This is a genomic window from Pseudomonas sp. StFLB209, assembly GCF_000829415.1.
Classification (GTDB): Bacteria; Pseudomonadota; Gammaproteobacteria; order Pseudomonadales; family Pseudomonadaceae; genus Aquipseudomonas.
Genome location: NZ_AP014637.1, coordinates 1601823 through 1618430, shown reverse-complemented (window position 1 = coordinate 1618430; position 16608 = coordinate 1601823). Strand labels below are relative to the sequence as shown.

Here is a 16608-nt window from a genome sequence, read left to right as displayed (position 1 = left end):
GTCCGCGCTCTCGACCTCGGGCTAAACCCCGAGGCTTCTCGCGCATATGGTGAAAAAGGGTGCTTCGGCACCCTTTTTCGTTCAGTGCGAAACAGCCAGTAACTCGATTTCGAACACCAGCGGCGTGAACGGGTCAATCAGGTCACCTGCGCCTTCGGCGCCATAGGCCTGTGCCGATGGAATCACCAGACGCCATTTGGCTCCGACCGGCATGCCTTGCAGGGCGGTTGTCCAGCCGCTGATCACGCTGTCGAGGCGGAACCACTGGGGCTGGTTGCTTTGATCGAACACCGTGCCGTCTGGCAGGCGCCCGGTGTAACGCACCTCGACCCGGCCATTGGGGTCAGGTCGAGGGCCGCTGCCGGCCACCAGTTCGCTCATGAGGATACCGTCAGCCAGAACCTTGACGCCCGGCTTGGCTTTTTCCGCGTCCATGAAACGCCGTTCCGCAGCCAGTGCGGCTTCGGTCTGCGAGTCGGTGCCGGCGGCTTCGGCCTGGGTCATGGCCGCATCGTGGTCAGCAAGGATCTTGTCGATGCGCGCTTGCTTGAGTGCCAGCGGCTTGCCCTGATAGGACTGCTTCAAACCCTCGACCAACGCATCCAGATCAAGGTCCGGGACCTCCTGGCGCATCCGTTCACCCAGGCTGGCGCCCAGGCTGTAGGCCAGATCACGGGTATCGCTGGACGCCGGGGGCTCACTGGCCTGGGCCAGCGGCACAACCAGAACCAACGACATTAACAGGTAGCGCGACATGGCTGCTCTCCGGCCAGTAATGAAAAAGCCTGAAGATTATGCCAGTGCCGGGAGGCTCGATGGGCAGCTTGCGCAGGTGAAATTTTTCAGACAGGCCATGAACTTGCACAATCTTGCGGGTGATGATGCAACAGCGGGCTTGCAATGCTGTCAAGATGCGCTAGCGGCGCTTCGGGCAGAGGGCTAGTATGGGCCGCAATTTCGTCAGCCAGGAGGTAAATCATGTCGGCCAAAAAGAAGCCAGTAAATACCCCATTGCATTTGCTCCAACAACTGTCGAGCAGCTTGCTCGAGCATCTGGAAGACGCCTGCACTCAAGCTCAGGCCGATGCCGAGAAACTGCTCGCCAAGCTGGAAAAACAACGGGTCAAGGCCCAGGAAAAACTGCACAAGTCGCGCACCCGCATTCAGGACGCTGCTGCCTCCGGAAAAACCAAGGCTCAGGCCAAGGCCAAGACCGCTGTCGAAGAACTTGAAGCGCTGCTCGACACCCTCAAAGATCGTCAGACCGAGACGCGCAACTACATTCAGCAACTCAAGCGTGATGTGCAGGAAAGCCTCAAGCTGGCCCAAGGCGTGGGCCGCGTAGGCGAAGCTGTCAGTAAAGTGTTGAGCTCGCGCGAAGCCAAGCCGGCTGCCAAATCTGCCGCTGCCAAGGCGCCAGCGAAAACCGCCGCTGCCAAACCCGCTGCTGCCAAGGCGCCAGCCGCAGCCAAGCCCGCTGCCAGCAAGGCACCAGCCGCCAAACCTGCTGCTGCCAAAGCACCAGCCAAGGCCGCCGCCGCTAAACCAGCCGCCGCCAAGCCTGCTGCCGCCAAGGCCCCGGCCAAACCAGCCGCCGCCAAACCTGTTGCCGCCAAGGCCCCGGCCAAACCAGCCGCTGCCAAGCCCGCTGCCGCCAAGGCCCCGGCCAAACCAGCCGCCGCCAAGCCTGCTGCTGCCAAGGCCCCGGCCAAACCAGCCGCTGCCAAGCCCGCTGCCGCCAAGGCCCCAGCCAAACCAGCCGCCGCCAAGCCTGCTGCTGCCAAGGCCCCGGCCAAACCAGCCGCTGCCAAGCCTGCTGCTGCCAAGGCCCCAGCCAAACCAGCCGCCGCCAAACCTGAAGCCGCCCCGGCTGCAACTGCAAGCACGTCGGCACCTGCTGCGCCAGCCGCCCCGGCTACAGCGCCAGCAGTTGCCAACAGCGTCAACCCGAGCAGCGCTTCCTAAGCTGCTTGCCGGCGTCACTGGCCGCGTCGCACAGCACTTGCAGTGCGTCGCGGTCCAGCCCCGCCACTTCTGGGGCCAGCGTCTTGAGCCATAGTCCGGTCTCGTTTGCCTGCTCTTCAGGCCATTGCAGAACCAGGGCCTGCAAGCGTTGCAACAGAGCCTGTTCGGCATCCAGCTCCAGTTTCTTGAGCTGATTGCGCAGCGTCGCCAACCCCGCATCTGCTTTTGCGTTGCTACGCCATTGAATGCGTAGCGCACGCAGTGGAGTGACCACGTCTGCCTGCCAAGGCCGGGCCAGCGCGCTGATGGCTTCGACCCGCGCCGGATGGCAAGCCACCCCGCGCGCGCCCAGCCAGACTCCGCATAGCAGCATGCACACATCCGCGCCCTGGTCCTGCAGGCGCAGGCAGGCCTGCTCGATACCGGGTCGGGCATAGAAATCGAGGGTGAAACTCCATAGATCCGCAGGCATAGTGGTCCACCTGTCCGGGACGAAGCTGGTAGACTCCGCCGCCATCATGATTCGAATTGAAAACCTCACCTTACAGCGTGGTCCGCAGCGTCTGCTAGAAGATGCTGAATTGACCTTGCACGCCGGCCAGAAAGCCGGCCTCATCGGTGCCAACGGCGCCGGCAAATCCAGCCTGTTCGCGTTGCTGCGCGGCGAGCTGCATCCGGACTCCGGTGACTGCCGCCTGCCCGCCGACTGGCGGATTGCGCACATGCGCCAGGAAGTCGATACCCTCGAACGTCTGGCTGTGGACTATGTGCTCGATGGCGACGTGCATTTGCGCGATGTCCAGCGTCAGTTGGCTGAAGCTGAAACGGCCCACGATGGCACCGCTCTGGCGCGCCTGCACGCCGAACTCGACAGCGCCGATGGCTACACCGCCGATGCCCGGGCGCGCAAGCTGCTGGCCGGCCTTGGCTTCAGCAATGAGCAAATGGCGCGTCAGGTCGGCAGTTTCTCCGGTGGCTGGCGGATGCGCCTGAACCTGGCCCAGGCGCTGATGTGCCCTTCCGACCTGCTGTTGCTCGACGAGCCGACCAACCACCTGGACCTCGACGCGATCCTGTGGCTCGAAGACTGGCTCAAGGGTTATCCGGGCACCCTGTTGCTGATTTCCCACGACCGCGACTTTCTCGATGCCGTGGTCGATCATGTGGCGCATGTCGAGCAGCGCAAGATCATTCTCTACCGCGGTGGCTACAGTGCCTTCGAGCGCGCCCGTGCCGAGCGTCTGGCCCAGCAGCAACAGGCCTACGAAAAGCAGCAGGCGCAGCGCGCGCACATGGAAAAGTACATCGCCCGCTTCAAGGCCCAGGCCACCAAGGCTCGCCAGGCGCAGAGCCGGATCAAGGCCCTGGAGCGCATGGAGGAGCTGTCGGCGGCCCACGTCGACTCACCGTTCAACTTCACTTTCCGCGAGTCGGAGAAGATCTCCAGCCCGTTGCTGGACCTGTCTGATGCCCGTCTGGGTTATGGCGACAAGACCATCCTGGAAAAGGTCAAGCTGCAACTGACCCCAGGCGCGCGCATCGGCCTGCTCGGCCCCAACGGGGCGGGCAAGTCGACCCTGATCAAGAACCTGTCCGGTGAGCTGCAACCGTTGGCCGGGCGCTTGCAACGCGGTGAAAACCTCTCGGTAGGCTACTTTGCCCAGCATCAGCTCGATTCGCTGGACGCCAAGGCCAACCCCTTGCTGCATCTGCAGCGCCTGGCGCCCACTGAACGCGAGCAGACCCTGCGCGACTTCCTCGGCGGTTTCGACTTCCGTGGCGCGCGCCTCGATGAACCGGTGGTGAATTTCTCTGGTGGCGAAAAGGCCCGCCTGGCCCTGGCCCTGATTGCCTGGGAAAAGCCCAACCTGCTGCTGCTCGACGAACCGACCAACCACCTGGACCTGGAAATGCGCCTGGCGCTGACCATGGCCTTGCAGGAGTTCAGCGGTGCGGTGCTGGTGGTGTCTCACGACCGGCATTTGCTCAAGAGCACCACCGACAACTTCATGCTGGTGGCCGACGGCCGGGTCGAGGAGTTTGATGGCGACCTGGACGACTACACCCGCTGGCTGGCCGACTATCGTCAGCGCAACGCGCCGGTCAGCAACACCCCGGTCAATGCCGACAAGACCGACAAGAAGGCCCAGCGCCAGCAGGCCGCAGCCTTGCGTCAGCAACTGGCGCCGCACAAGAAACAGGCTGAAAAGCTTGAGCGTGAACTGGGTGAGGTGCAGGAAAAACTCGCCAGAATCGAGCACGGTCTGGCTGACAGCGCCATCTACGAAGCCGCCAGCAAGGACAAACTGCGTGAGCTGTTGTCTGAACAGGCCAGGCTGAAAACCCGTGAGGGTGAGCTCGAAGAGGGCTGGATGGAGGCACTGGAGGTGCTGGAAACCATGCAGGCCGAGCTCGAAGCGTTGTCGTAAAGGTGCAAAGGTTGATGGACGTATTAGGCGTGACACTGGCGGCCCACTGGATCGAACCGATCTGGCTGGGCGTGCAAGTGCTGTTGATCCTGCTGGCGGGTTACCTGATCCAGCGTGTGGTAGGACGTTTTCTGACCCGCCTGGGCGAGCGTTACCCGTTGCCACCAGAGCTGTTGATGCCGGTGCGTGGCGGTTTGCGCTGGTTCATCATGGGCAGCGCCTTCGTCATCGTGCTGGGCCGCCTGGGCGTCTCGGCCACGGTGTTGTGGACGGCCCTGTCAGGCTTCGTGGCGGTGGCCGCGGTGGCGTTCTTTGCCATGTGGAGTGTGCTGTCGAACCTCTTGTGCGCGGTGATGATCTTCACCATCGGGCCGTTTCGCATCGGTGATGTGGTGGAACTGGTCGATACACTCGACAAACCCGGGGTCAAAGGCCGGGTCACGGCCATCAACCTGATGTTCACCACCTTGATCGAGTTGCCCGAGCAGGGCGGTGCGCTGGTGCAGGTGCCCAACAGCCAGTTCTTCCAGAAGGCCGTGCGGCGCTGGCGCGGCACTGATGTGCTTCCCCAGATCATTGCCGACAAGCCGGCCAGCGAAGGCAAGTAACAGCCTGGTAAACGTCAGTCGGCCGCTGCATGGCGGCCAGACCTGCAAAGCATTGGTCGCTCAAGCCTGTGCCTGCCTAGAGTCGTAGCCCTCTGTTTCTGCTTCGAGAGGGCTACCCATGCAGTCTGCGCTGACTCAGCGTTATCTTTTTCCCGAGACCGTGCGCCTCGGCCCGTTGCTGGGCGGGCGAATCGACGGCATTCAGTTGCATGACCTGGATGACGCGCAACTGGCGCAGCTTGAGGCCGAGCTGGTCCGGCACAAGGTGCTGTTCTTCCCCGAGCAGCAATGGACTGCCCTGCAGCAACGTGATTTCGCTGCGCGGCTGGGCGAGTTGCATGTACATCCCACCTTTCAGGCGCACGCCGATACCCAGGAACTGGTGGTCTTCAACTACGACGAAACCCGCAAGGGCGCCAACGACACCTGGCATGCTGACGTAACCTTCGCCGAGCGGCCGCTCAAGTACGGTGTGCTGCATGCCGAAACGATTCCCGAGGTCGGTGGCGATACCCTGTGGGTCGACGCGGAGGCGGCCTATCAGGCGCTGTCCGCGCCGCTGCGGGCGCTGCTCGACGGTCTGGAGGCGGTGCACAGCGTGTTCCCGGCGCTGGACTACGTCAATCGGCTCGAACAGCCCGGTCTGCTCGACAACCTGCTTAAACTGCCGGACCCCACCCGTCACCCGGTGGTGCGTCGGCATCCGGTGTCGGGACGGCCGTCGCTGTTCGTCAACCGGGCCTTTACCGCACACATCGTCGGCCTGACACCTGCCGAGTCCAAAGCGTTGCTGGAGTTGTTGTTCCTGCATCTGGAAAACCCGGCATTCCAGTTGCGCTGGCGCTGGCAGGCCGGTTATGTGGCGATCTGGGATAATCGCAGCACCCAGCACCTGGCAGTATCCGATTACTTTCCGGCGATTCGCCGGGTACGCCGCGCTGCAGTGCTGGAAGAACAACGCCCGACACCCGCTCACCCTGACAAGGAAGCCGCCCAATGACTGTATTCTCGCGAGCCTTGAGTGCCACACTGCTGGCGCTGACAGTCTGGCTTGGGATCGGCAGCGCCCAGGCTGAAACCGCCCCGCAGGTCATCCGCATCGGGGTGCCTGACCTCAGTACCCGCAACAAGCCTTATGCGCCCGGTGCGCTGGGCGTGGCTCAGCGTCAGCAGCAACTGGAAAAGGCTTTTGCCGAGAGCGGTACACGGGTCGAGTGGCATTTCTTCCGGGGCGCGGGCCCGGCGATCAACGAAGCCTTGGCCAACGGTCAACTGGACGTGGTCGGCCTGGGTGACCTGGCGGCAATCATCGGCCGCTCGAGCGGCTTGCAGACCCGGGTGCTGATGGGCTCGCGGGGCACCAACATGTTCCTTGCCAGCCGTCCTGAGGCGGCTATTCACAAAGTCGAAGACCTCAAGGGCAAGCGTGTGGCGGTGTACCGTGGGACCGCCGACCAGCTGTCGTTCGGCCGGCTGTTGGCGGGTGCCGGATTGCGTGAGCAGGATGTGAAGGTCATCAGCCTGGACTGGACCGCCGCAGCCTCGGCGCTGCTGGCCGGGCAGATTGATGCCACCTGGTCGAACTACAACGTGCTGACCCTGCGTGACAAGGGCATGAGCATCGCCCTGAGTACCCAGACCCTGTCATTGCAGGCCACCACCCAAGGCACCTTGCTGGCGACCCAGGCGTTCATTGATCAGTACCCGCAGGCCGTGCAGAAGCTGGTCGACACATTGGTGGACAACTCCGCCAGCCTGATCGACCCGGCCAGCTACGAGCAGTACCTGGTGGCGCAGGAGCAGGCCAGCGGCATCCCGGTTGCCCTGGCCAGGGAAGAGAGCAAGGGCATGGACCTGCGTTTTCGTTTCTCGCCGCGCCTGGACCCGTTCCTGAGTTCAAGCCTGCAGGAGAGCCAGCGCCAGGCCAGCGAGCTGCGCCTGATTCGCAAGCCGTTCGATGTCGAACAATGGCTGGAACCGCGTTTCGTCGAGCAGGCGGTCAGCCGCCATGGGGCATCAGCCTGGCCGCTTTACGATGCACAGGGCAAAGCGTTGCCGTGAGGCTGCGCGCGGGCCGGCTCGTCGATCTGCTCCAGGGTCTCGATCATGCTGCGTGCTTGCGGGCTCAGTAACTGGTCGGCGCGTTGCACAATCACAAAGCAGGCGCCGCCATCACGCAGCAGGGCGGGCTCGTCGCAGCAGCGCAGGCGCTGGAATTCACCGCTGCGGGTCAGGCTGTCAATGACTTCGAGCTGCAATACGCCGATGCTGTCCGAACCGGCCATCAGGGTCGGTAGCAGGTCATTATGCTGGGTCTCCAGATTCAGTGCCGGCCCGCGCTCGCTCCAGTGTTCCTGCAGCAGTCCGCGCAGTTCCAGCGGCAGCATGGCGCTGACTCGCGGGTAATCCATCAATTGCCGGAAATGGGGCTTTGTCTGTTGTAGCAACGGGTGGCCGCTGCGACAGACCAGACCAAAGCGGCGAAAGCGCAGCGGTTTGACCAGATAGCGGGTGCCAATGTCCATGTGCCGCAGATCGGCGACCAGAAAGCTGATCTCGCCTTCATCGAGCAGCTCCAGCAGTTCCGAAGGCTTGCCGACCCGCACGTCCAGCGCGGTATGCGCAAAATCCCCGACGAAGACGGCCAGCGCCTCAGGCACCAAGCGCGCCGCGACCAGCGGCCCGACGCCAAAGCTGAGGCGGCTGCTGGTGGCGCTCGGTTGCTCGGCGGCCATCTCGTCGCGCAGGTTACTGGCTTCATCGAGCAAGCGGCTGGCGCGCACCCGCAGCGCTTCGCCCTTGGCGGTCAGCAGCACGCCACGGCTGCCGCGCTCGACCAATGGCCCGCCGAGTTCGCTTTCCAGGCCCTGAATGCTGCGGCTGAACGCCGATTGAGTGATGCAGGCGGCTTCGGCGGCACGGGTGAAGTTCAAGTGCCTGGCCAAGGCCAGGAAATGCCGGAGTTGGCGTAAATCCATGGGTCAGACCTTTGAGTCATGCCTGTGATGCGATTAATGAATTTCCCGCTGCCGATGCCGATTGCTACAAAGGCTCTGCATTATCCGGTTCTAACCGTCAGTGCCAAAAGACCAAAAACGAATAACCTTAGCCGCGTCCGGGCCACACGCTCCGCCACCACCACCACTGGAGGTTTCGCCGACGCACTGCACGAGCCTTCGCTATGAAACCGCCCTTTTCGTTACTCCCCCTTGCTGCTCTGAGTTTGTTACCGCTGGTTTGCCAGGCCGACGCTGACGTCTCCAGCCCGCCGCGTGAGGCCCAGGCCGACACTGCGCTCAAGACCGTGACCGTTACGGCCACCCGCCGTGAAGCGAGCCTGCAGAAAGTACCGGTTGCCGTGTCGGTGATCGACGGCGAGCAACTGGAGCGGGAGAACCGCAACGGTGTCGCCAGCATCGCCCAGCGGGTGCCGACCCTGAATTTTCGGACCGCAGCATCGAGCAAGGACACCTCATTGTTCGTGCGCGGGGTCGGTACGATCTCGACCTCGCCGGGCGTCGAGCCGAGTGTTTCGACGGTGATCGACGGTGTGGTCTATGGGCGTCCAGGCCAGGCCACCCTGGATTTGATGGAAGTCGAGCGGGTCGAGGTGCTGCGCGGGCCGCAGGGCACGCTGTTCGGCCGTAATGCTTCGGCTGGCGTGCTCAACGTGGTCAGTCGTGATATCCCGGAGCAGGCTCGTGGTTACGCGGATTACTCATTCTTCGGCAAGGGCAACGAGCAGCGCCTGCGGTTCGGCATCGGCGGCGCGCTGACTGACAACCTCAAAGGCTCGCTCAGCACCCTGTGGGGCGACTACGACGGCAATGTGCGCAACACCTTCAACGGCAACAAGGTCAACGGTTACGACACCAAGGGCCTGCGCGGCAAGCTGCAGTTCGACCCCAACGAAGACCTGCGCATTACCCTGATCGGTGATTACAGCGAATCAGGCAACACCAGCCCCAATGGTGTGCCGTATAAAACCAACGCTGCGTTTTCCAGCGCCTTTGCGCCGAACCGGGCCGGCACCAGCAACCGTGATGTGGAAAACGACTACCGCACCTATGCCGAAGATACCCACAAAGGACTGTCGGCCCAGGCCGACTGGCGCCTGGGCGGGCATACCCTGACCTCGATCACCGCCTGGCGCGGCTGGGATAACCAGCAGTATCAGGATCAGGACCGGCTGGCCGGTCTGCCGGTGGATGCCTTGCACGATGCCGGCCAGGTCGATTACGACCAGTTCAGCCAGGAAGTACGGCTGGCGTCCCCTACCGGGCAGTTTTTTGAGTATGTGGTGGGCGCTTACCTGTATCACGGCGAATCGAAAGAAGCTTATCAGCGCCAACTGGTAACGCTCGGCGATGCCCAGTCGGCGCGTGGCAAATTCAGCGCCACCAACGACAGCTATGCGCTGTTCGGTGAAAGCACGCTGAACTTCACCGATGACTGGCGCGGTATCGTCGGCCTGCGCTTTACCCGCGATGAACTGGAATACGATCACCAGCGGGTTTCGAGCTCGCCGCTGACCCTGCGCTCGATGCGCCCGTCCTTTGCCTCCAGCGGCTCGCACAGCGATACCGGGGTGTCGGGCCGGCTGGGCCTGCAACACGACTTCAATGACCACCTGACCGGCTACGTGACCTATTCGCGGGGCTACAAAGGCCCGGCGTACAACGTGTATTTCCAGATGTATGAGCTGGACACTCAGGCACTGGACCCGGAAACCTCCAACAGTTGGGAAGTCGGTCTCAAAAGCACGGCGCTGGACCAGCGACTGACCGCCAACCTGGCGCTGTTCCGTAGCGATTACGACAACTATCAGGCCAACTTCTTCGATCAGGTCGGCGGCTCGCCGGTGACCCGCCTGATCAACGCAGGTTCCGTGCGCAGCGAAGGTGCCGAGCTGGACCTGAGCCTGCAGGCCACCCGGCAACTCATACTCAGTGCCGCGCTGGCCTACACCCGCGCACGGGTCGAGGATTTTCAATGCCCACCGGGCGCGGCCGCCAGTTGCAACATCAATGGCAAGCCGCTGCCGTTTTCCCCGGACTGGAAAAGCTACGTGCGCGCCGACTACAGCATCCCGTTGGAAAACGGCCTGGATATCGAGCTGAGCACCGATTACAGCTGGCAGAGCGAAGTGCAGTACAGCCTCGACCAGAACGTCGACACCAAACAGGGCGCCTACGGTATCTGGAATGCCAGTGTGGCCCTGGCCGATTACAGCGAAGGCTGGCGGGTCGCGTTACTGGCGCGCAACCTCACCGACCGCTCCTATGCACCGCTGCTGATGTCCAGCACCAACGGCATCAATCGCATGGTGCCGCGTGATGACCAGCGCTATTTCGGCGTGCAATTGCGCAAGGACTTCTGATGAGCCGGCCCAATTTCGTGGTGATCGTTGCCGACCAGTTGCGGGTCGATTGCCTGCCCGGCTTCAACCCGGCCAGCCCGGTGCGCACGCCGCATCTGGAGCGTCTGGCGGCGGGCGGGGTGCGCTTTGGCGAGGCGTTTACCCAGCACAGTGTGTGCTCGCCGTCGCGGGTGTCATTTCTGTCCGGGCGTTACCCGCACGTAAATGGCCATCGCTTTTTGCAATACCTGCTCGACCCGCAGCAGCCCAACTTTCTGCGCTGCTTCAAAGACAACGGTTATCACGTGGTCCATGCCGGTGCCCGAGGCGATACCTTCGCCGCCGGTGCCGCCGAGCTGGCGCTGGATGAGCACGGGTTTGCCGACCCGGCGCTCACGACCCTCGCGGACTTCATCGGCCGTAATCATGGTCAGGCCGACGACCTGATGGCGCGTGCGCACTATCGCGGCGAGCGCGCCGAGGGCGTGGTCGACTTTGACGAGGCGACCATCAGCACCGCTGAACAATGGCTCAGGCAGCCGCCGGACAAACCCTGGGTGCTTTACATCCCGCTGGTGTTCCCGCATCCGCCGTTTGCCGTCGAGCAACCCTGGTTCTCGATGTACCCGCGTGCGGATGTGCAGGCACCGCGTGAATTCACGGGACCACGCGCCGGTTACTACCGCGAACTGGCTCGCCGGCATGGCTGGGACCGGTTGAGCGATGAGCAGTGGCGCGAGATCCGCGCGGTGTATTACGGCATGATCTCGCGGCTGGACAGCCAGGTCGGGCGCTTGCTCGACGGCCTGCAAGCCAATGGCAGTGCAGGCAACACCTACGTCACCTTCTTTGCCGACCATGGCGAATACCTGGGCGACTTCGGCCTGCTGGAAAAATGGCCGGCCGGCGTCGATGAGTGTCTGGTGCGTACCCCGTTGATTGTCTCCGGGCCGGGGCTGGCCGGTGGCGGGCACAGTGATGCGCTGGTAGAGCTGATCGACGTATTCCCGACCTTGCTGGAGCTGGCCGACGCGCCTGTGGAGCATGCGCATTTCGGCCGCAGCTTCACCGCCTGCCTGTATGACCCGACGGCGCAGCATCGCGACGAAGCGTTCAGCGAGGGCGGCTTTCGCCTCGAAGAAGCCGACCTGCTGGAGCGCGGGCCGTTTCCTTACGACATCAAGAGCCAGTTGCAACACGAACGCACTGACCTGGTGGGCAAGGTCGTCGCCCTGCGCAACCGTGAATGGACCTACATCTGGCGCCTGTACGAACCCGCCGAGCTGTATCACCGTTCCAGCGACCCTCATGAGCAGCACAACCTGGCCGGGCGCACCGAGCATGCTGCGGTCGAGCAGCACCTGACCCAGCGGGTGCTGCGCTGGTTGCTGGACAGCGCCGATGTGATTGATCGCCGCAGTTGGGAGCGTTTTCCGGCGGTGGATTTGCCCCGACCGGCCATGCCTCGATAAACATCTGGGTATCTCAAAAAACGTAGGCGAGGCAGCCAGCGCAAGGCGAAAACCGGCGAAAAAGCGCAATTTACAAGTTGTAAATGAGCATTTTGAGCCGGTTTTCAACGCAGCGATGGCAGCGTAGGTAATTTTTAGACGTGCCCATCTGGTCACATTTGGAGATAACGCATACCGTAACGCATAGCTGAATCAATTCGAGGTGTGCGATGGCGTTTGAAACATGGCTGGCATTTTTTGCCGCGTGCTGGGTAATCAGTCTGTCACCGGGTGCCGGGGCGATCGCCTCGATGTCCTGCGGCCTGCAATACGGCTTCTGGCGTGGCTACTGGAACGCTCTGGGCCTGCAACTGGCACTGGTGGCGCAGATCGGCATCGTTGCGGCGGGGCTCGGTGCGGTACTGGCGACCTCGGACCTGGCGTTCTCGGTGATCAAATGGTTCGGTGTGTTGTACCTGATCTACCTGGGCGTCAAGCAATGGCGTGCGCAGCCTACTGAGCTGAGCGAAGACCCGGCCATGCGCCCGATCGGCAAGCCGCTGAGCCTGGTGCTGCGTGGCTTTCTGGTGAACATGAGCAACCCCAAGTCGCTGGTGTTCATGCTGGCGATCCTGCCGCAGTTCATCGACCCGAGCGCGCCGTTACTGGCGCAATACGTGATTATCACCCTGACCATGGTGGCGGTGGACCTGACCGTGATGGCCGGCTACACCGGGCTGGCCTCTCGCGTCTTGCGCGCGCTCAAGACCCCACGTCAGCAAAAGCGCCTGAACCGCACCTTTGCCAGCCTGTTCGTCGGTGCTGCGGGCTTTCTTGCGACCCTGCATCGCGGCACCGCCTGACTCCCGCTGGCTTGCCCGCCGTAGGAGCGGCTTCAGCCGCGAACGGGATTCGCTGCTGAAGCAGCTCCTACGGGGTAATGCCGATCAGTTAAGCGATTTCGGATCTTATTCGGTCTCGGTGGGAGTCTGGCTTGCCGGAGTGCCGGACCACAGCGAAAGGGCCAGTAAAGCCGGCACATTCTGCTGCGGATGTACCGCAGTATTCGTCGGCAAGCCAACTCCCACCGAATCCCGTTTGTCCTTCTGATCGCCATTAGTCCTACGAGGTCCATGTTTGCTGCGCGACAGCGCGGCGCCGAGGCGGCGGGCGATCTCCTACGGCGCATGGCAGGCAAGACCAACAAAAAAGGCCGGACCGAGCGTTAAAATTCAACGTCCGGCCCGGCCCTTTCATGTGCAAACCAAGACTCAACGCAGGATGCGCGGGGCCTCGTCGCGGGGCAGGTTGTTGTGCTGCACGGGTTGTTCAACCCATTCCACCTCGCCACGCAGTTGCTCGCGCAACTGGCGGCTGACATCCACGCCGATCGACTTGGACACTTCACGCACCACCCGGCCGCGGTTGAGCGAGACCTTGATGTCACGGCTGTTGACCAGCTTGGTGTCCTGGCCTTCGCCCATCGCCGTGAACGCCGAGGTGATCTCGAAGGTACGGGTGTTGATCAGGCTGAAGTCGGCTACCAGGGTGATGCCCATGACCGCCGAATAGCTATCGGTATGGGCCAGCTCGTTGATGTCTTCGCGGAAGTCGATATCCGACACCGTACCGAACAACACGTAGTCAGCACCCTTGAAGCTGCCATTCTTGATCCGGCGGATCACGTCGTAGACATCCTCCTTGGAGCTGGAGGTGTAGGGCGTGCCCTGAACCAGCTGGAACATGCCGGACTTGAGAATCTCGCCCTTGATGTCGCCGCTGAACTTGCGCAGCTCGCCCTGCTCGATGTAGCTGTTGCGCGACTCATAGGAGTCGTAGCTGGCCGAGCCCTGATAGCCTGCGCTGTAGGCATTGGCATGGGCGCTTTCGCTGGCGCGGGCCGAGACAATACGGATGTACTGCTCGACGCGCTGCTGGAACGCCATGTCTGCTACGGCCACCTTGGGGGCGGCCTGCACGCCGAAGGCGCACAGCAGGCCGATGATGCCGATCCATGCACGCATTGCTTAGCGCTCCGTGGTCTTGCGGATTTCTTTCTCGTCCATCCACTCGGCCAGACCGCTTTCAACGTCGATCAGTTGCAGGCTGAATTTGTAGTAGACGTCCTTGTAGTCGCTGCTGCGCTTGACGATCGAGCTGATCGCGCCTTCCAGGCGGTATTTGGCAGCGATCATGTTGCCGGTCTTGGCGACGGTGGAGTTCTTGTACAGACCGCTCTGGTTTTGCAGCTTGAGCTGGTCGACCTGGCTTTGCATCTGGGTATTGTCGCTGGCGAAACGGGCGGTGCCGCTCTTCATCAGCTGGGTCTTGATCGAGGTGGTGATTTCGCGGGTATCGATGTACTCGCTGGTCTTGTTCTTCACGTCGTAGACCTGAACCACCGGGCGGCCTTGCAGGATGCCGGACTGGGCCAGCGAGCGGGTCATGCTCTCGGCGATCATCTGCAGGTCGGTGGAGCCGAACTCGTTGGTCACGGTTTCCACGGCCTTGGTGTCGCCGTAGCTGATGTTCTTGCTGCCCAGGGTCGGCGAGTTGTTGGCGCAACCGGTGGCCAGTACAGCGACGGCAGCGATGGAGCAAAGACGGATAAAGGACATACAGGGGTTCTCTTTAACTTGGCAAAAAGGAAAACGGCTCAACGCTGCACTCAGGGCGTATTGACTTCAATCCGGAAGTCGGTGGCCTTGGGGACCGGCGCGATACCTGACAGCACGGTGCTCTGCGAGCCATACAGGGGCAGGGTTTTCCAGGTTTCTTCATCGGCCACCGGGAAACCGTCGTTGCCCAGCCAGGCGAAGCGGTAGTACAGGGTCTTGTTACGGCTGCTGGTGTTGCTCAGCTGGGCCTTGACGGTCAGGAAACCGTTCTCGCGGGCGACCCGAATGGCGCCGACCTCGATGTTCTTGAAATCGCCCATCTGCACGATCTTGCTGGCTGCGCTGCCGGGAGCCGGTGGCGGCGGGGTGGCACAGCCGGCGAGCAGGGCCAGGGCCAGGGCGCCGAGAATCTTGATACGCATTACAGAATCTCCGTCAAAGGGTCATTTGGCAGTTGCAGAAGTGGCAATCGCTTGGGGCACACCGGTCGGAATGACCTGGGCCATCTGGCCGTCGGCGAACACCTGGTTGCCCAGCGCGCGTACGGACACGACCTGGTAGGGCTTATCAACCTTGAATTGCACCTGCGAGCTACCCAGGGTGTTGGGCAGGCTTACCAAGTGCTGACCCTGTGGCAGGCGAATGCGGGCAACCAGGGTGCGGTCAGGCAAGGTGCGCCAGGTGCGGGTGTCAGCACCTTCGGTGACCGCCGAAGCGATCCCGACGGCCAGGCCGGCCAGCGGGTTGACGTCGTTGAGCTGCTTCTGCGCCACGCCTCGGGTAATGGCGCGCACGGTGGTGCGCAGGATGATGCCGGGCATGTCATCGCGCAGTGCACGACGCGACATGTCAGTGGTGCTGTTGAGCAGGGTCAGGTTGACGGCTTTACCGTCCAGGGTCACCTGATTGAACGAGGCGGTGCTGGTGTCGGCGCGGATCACCGGGAACGACAGCGGGGTGATGACCAGGTTACCGCTGATTGGCAGTGGCAATGGAATGCGCACCGAGTCACGGGCCGGCGCAAAGCCGCTCTGGATCACCAGCAGCACTTCGCTTTCGCCGCTTTTGCTGGCGTCGCCATCGAGTTTTTTCAGTGCGTCTTCAAGCAGCGGCGTATTCGGACGCAGCTCTACCGCCTTGCGATAACCCGGCGCGGCCAGACCCTTCTCGCCCAGCGCTTCATACACGAAGCCAGACAGATAGTGACTGAAAGCACTCTGATAGCTGTTTTTCAGGCCGACCACTTCGGGCGCATCCAGCGAGGCCACCGGGTAGCCTTGCAGGTCTTTGAACTGGGTCTTGACGCCTTTCTCCTGAGCTTCCTGCTCGCTCTTGAGGTATTCCTTGTCACGCAGATCGGCAATGACCGCTTCGCGTTCATGGGTCTTTTTGATTTCGGTCCGGGCGCCGTCGAAGTCGTTGCGCGCCAGCAGGTTCAAGGCCATCTGGGTGGTCAGCATGACTTTTTCGTAGTCGTAGCCTTCGTAGCGACGCACCTTGTCGTTGACCAGGAAGCTGCCGAACTGGGCCAGGTACTTGTCGGTATCGAGCTTGACCGACTCTTCCCAGGTGTAAATGACTTTATCGGCCGAGCGCCAGGCGGTCTGGCTGCCGTCCAGGTCACCGCTGGCACGCAGCAGTTCGCCCTTCTCGAAGTAGTAGAGGAGGTCCTTGTCGGCACTGGTATTGTTTTTTTCCAGCGTGGCCAACGCCCCGACAATGTTGCCGGAGGTCATGTGCTGGTTGGTTTCCTTGAGCTCGTTGTCGTAGCTGCGAAAGGCGGAGCAGCCGGCCAGTTGTACGGCAGCGACCAGCGTGAGCGCGGTCAAGGCACGAGAAGACATGTGCGTTCCATTCCCTGAAGTCTGTTCGGGTCTCAGGGATAACCCGCTATGCCAGTCCAATGGCCAGGCGCTGCGGGCTGCCTGAATGAGTCCATCCGGTGGGAAAAGTATGTCCCGGTATGTGCGGAGGGCGCGAAATTATAAGGCCGAAGGCGGCGATGACAACGGATATTTGCCGTTGTTCCAGCACACATGCGCAATGGGTCACGCAAATTGCCAACTTGCGCACCTCTTTGTCGCGCCAATCGGCTGTGGAAGGGTGATGCTGCAGCGATAGGTCAGGCAGGTGTTACTTCCTAAAATAAAATGTAATTTTTTGTCACAAATTTCCGCT

General features: G+C 62.3%; 15 protein-coding genes. 8 read left to right on the top strand and 7 right to left on the bottom strand.

The annotated features are described in order from the left end of the window. Positions 1-81: 81 nt before the first annotated feature. The gene (locus PSCI_RS07515) at positions 82-756 is read right to left on the bottom strand and encodes an FKBP-type peptidyl-prolyl cis-trans isomerase (protein WP_045484843.1); all 675 of its coding nucleotides are present in this window, start codon (positions 754-756) and stop codon (positions 82-84) included. 222 nt (positions 757-978) lie between these two features. Here PSCI_RS07515 and PSCI_RS07505 point away from each other — a divergent pair, with 222 nt between their 5' ends. Beyond that, the gene (locus PSCI_RS07505; RefSeq protein WP_045484841.1) at positions 979-1965 is read left to right on the top strand and encodes an AlgP family protein; all 987 of its coding nucleotides are present in this window, start codon (positions 979-981) and stop codon (positions 1963-1965) included. On the opposite strand, the gene PSCI_RS07500 is transcribed toward PSCI_RS07505, so the two are convergent. Further along, on the bottom strand, positions 1943-2437 hold the full coding sequence (locus tag PSCI_RS07500) for a TIGR02444 family protein (protein ID WP_045484840.1): 495 nt from the start codon (positions 2435-2437) through the stop codon (positions 1943-1945). The genes PSCI_RS07505 and PSCI_RS07500 overlap by 23 nt on opposite strands. Before the next feature lie 46 nt (positions 2438-2483). On the opposite strand from PSCI_RS07500, the gene PSCI_RS07495 reads away from it, so the two are divergent. The 4 genes from PSCI_RS07495 (at position 2484) to PSCI_RS07480 (ending at position 7063) form a co-directional block, all read left to right on the top strand. Then, entirely contained in the window at positions 2484-4394 is a 1911-nt protein-coding gene (locus tag PSCI_RS07495) for an ATP-binding cassette domain-containing protein (RefSeq protein WP_045493984.1), read from the top strand. Positions 4395-4408: 14 nt separating this feature from the next. After that, positions 4409-5002 (top strand): mechanosensitive ion channel family protein, encoded by a 594-nt coding sequence (locus PSCI_RS07490; RefSeq protein ID WP_045484839.1) that lies wholly within the window; start codon positions 4409-4411, stop codon positions 5000-5002. A 118-nt stretch (positions 5003-5120) separates the two neighbouring features. After that, positions 5121-6002 (top strand): TauD/TfdA family dioxygenase, encoded by an 882-nt coding sequence (locus PSCI_RS07485; RefSeq protein WP_045484837.1) that lies wholly within the window; start codon positions 5121-5123, stop codon positions 6000-6002. Next, the gene (locus PSCI_RS07480; RefSeq protein ID WP_045484835.1) at positions 5999-7063 is read left to right on the top strand and encodes an ABC transporter substrate-binding protein; all 1065 of its coding nucleotides are present in this window, start codon (positions 5999-6001) and stop codon (positions 7061-7063) included. The genes PSCI_RS07485 and PSCI_RS07480 overlap by 4 nt, the downstream gene beginning before the upstream one ends. Here the strand turns inward: PSCI_RS07480 and PSCI_RS07475 are convergent. Further along, positions 7033-7980 (bottom strand): LysR family transcriptional regulator, encoded by a 948-nt coding sequence (locus PSCI_RS07475; RefSeq protein ID WP_052483362.1) that lies wholly within the window; start codon positions 7978-7980, stop codon positions 7033-7035. The genes PSCI_RS07480 and PSCI_RS07475 overlap by 31 nt on opposite strands. Positions 7981-8183: 203 nt before the next feature. Between PSCI_RS07475 and PSCI_RS07470 the strand changes: the two genes are divergently transcribed. The 3 genes from PSCI_RS07470 (at position 8184) to PSCI_RS07460 (ending at position 12675) form a co-directional block, all read left to right on the top strand. Beyond that, on the top strand, positions 8184-10382 hold the full coding sequence (locus tag PSCI_RS07470) for a TonB-dependent receptor (RefSeq protein ID WP_045484833.1): 2199 nt from the start codon (positions 8184-8186) through the stop codon (positions 10380-10382). After that, positions 10382-11833, top strand: a complete 1452-nt coding sequence (locus PSCI_RS07465) for a sulfatase-like hydrolase/transferase (RefSeq protein WP_045484831.1) — start codon at positions 10382-10384, stop codon at positions 11831-11833. The genes PSCI_RS07470 and PSCI_RS07465 overlap by 1 nt, the downstream gene beginning before the upstream one ends. A gap of 209 nt (positions 11834-12042) precedes the next feature. Further along, entirely contained in the window at positions 12043-12675 is a 633-nt protein-coding gene (locus PSCI_RS07460) for a LysE family transporter (RefSeq protein WP_045484829.1), read from the top strand. 408 nt (positions 12676-13083) lie between these two features. Here PSCI_RS07460 and PSCI_RS07455 read toward each other — a convergent pair whose 3' ends face one another. From PSCI_RS07455 to PSCI_RS07440, 4 genes are read right to left on the bottom strand one after another with little or no spacing between them, the layout of a single operon-like run. After that, entirely contained in the window at positions 13084-13836 is a 753-nt protein-coding gene (locus tag PSCI_RS07455) for a hypothetical protein (protein WP_045484827.1), read from the bottom strand. Between the two features lie 3 nt (positions 13837-13839). Further along, the gene (gene lpoB, locus PSCI_RS07450) at positions 13840-14430 is read right to left on the bottom strand and encodes a penicillin-binding protein activator LpoB (RefSeq protein WP_045484825.1); all 591 of its coding nucleotides are present in this window, start codon (positions 14428-14430) and stop codon (positions 13840-13842) included. A 50-nt stretch (positions 14431-14480) separates the two neighbouring features. Next, positions 14481-14852, bottom strand: a complete 372-nt coding sequence (locus PSCI_RS07445) for a YcfL family protein (protein ID WP_045484823.1) — start codon at positions 14850-14852, stop codon at positions 14481-14483. Between the two features lie 21 nt (positions 14853-14873). Continuing rightward, positions 14874-16274 (bottom strand): COG3014 family protein, encoded by a 1401-nt coding sequence (locus PSCI_RS07440; protein ID WP_045484821.1) that lies wholly within the window; start codon positions 16272-16274, stop codon positions 14874-14876. Between the last annotated feature and the right edge of the window lie 334 nt (positions 16275-16608).

Excerpts from the sequence above, each read along its gene's own strand:
- PSCI_RS07480 (WP_045484835.1), top strand. The coding sequence starts at position 5,999 with ATGACTGTATTCTCGCGAGCCTTGAGTGCCACACTGCTGGCGCTGACA.
- PSCI_RS07495 (WP_045493984.1), top strand. The coding sequence starts at position 2,484 with ATGATTCGAATTGAAAACCTCACCTTACAGCGTGGTCCGCAGCGTCTG.
- PSCI_RS07475 (WP_052483362.1), bottom strand. The coding sequence starts at position 7,980 with ATGGATTTACGCCAACTCCGGCATTTCCTGGCCTTGGCCAGGCACTTG.
- lpoB (WP_045484825.1), bottom strand. The coding sequence starts at position 14,430 with ATGTCCTTTATCCGTCTTTGCTCCATCGCTGCCGTCGCTGTACTGGCC.
- PSCI_RS07515 (WP_045484843.1), bottom strand. The coding sequence starts at position 756 with ATGTCGCGCTACCTGTTAATGTCGTTGGTTCTGGTTGTGCCGCTGGCC.
- PSCI_RS07445 (WP_045484823.1), bottom strand. The coding sequence starts at position 14,852 with ATGCGTATCAAGATTCTCGGCGCCCTGGCCCTGGCCCTGCTCGCCGGC.
- PSCI_RS07460 (WP_045484829.1), top strand. The coding sequence starts at position 12,043 with ATGGCGTTTGAAACATGGCTGGCATTTTTTGCCGCGTGCTGGGTAATC.
- PSCI_RS07440 (WP_045484821.1), bottom strand. The coding sequence starts at position 16,274 with ATGTCTTCTCGTGCCTTGACCGCGCTCACGCTGGTCGCTGCCGTACAA.
- PSCI_RS07500 (WP_045484840.1), bottom strand. The coding sequence starts at position 2,437 with ATGCCTGCGGATCTATGGAGTTTCACCCTCGATTTCTATGCCCGACCC.
- PSCI_RS07470 (WP_045484833.1), top strand. The coding sequence starts at position 8,184 with ATGAAACCGCCCTTTTCGTTACTCCCCCTTGCTGCTCTGAGTTTGTTA.
- PSCI_RS07485 (WP_045484837.1), top strand. The coding sequence starts at position 5,121 with ATGCAGTCTGCGCTGACTCAGCGTTATCTTTTTCCCGAGACCGTGCGC.
- PSCI_RS07465 (WP_045484831.1), top strand. The coding sequence starts at position 10,382 with ATGAGCCGGCCCAATTTCGTGGTGATCGTTGCCGACCAGTTGCGGGTC.
- PSCI_RS07505 (WP_045484841.1), top strand. The coding sequence starts at position 979 with ATGTCGGCCAAAAAGAAGCCAGTAAATACCCCATTGCATTTGCTCCAA.
- PSCI_RS07490 (WP_045484839.1), top strand. The coding sequence starts at position 4,409 with ATGGACGTATTAGGCGTGACACTGGCGGCCCACTGGATCGAACCGATC.
- PSCI_RS07455 (WP_045484827.1), bottom strand. The coding sequence starts at position 13,836 with ATGCGTGCATGGATCGGCATCATCGGCCTGCTGTGCGCCTTCGGCGTG.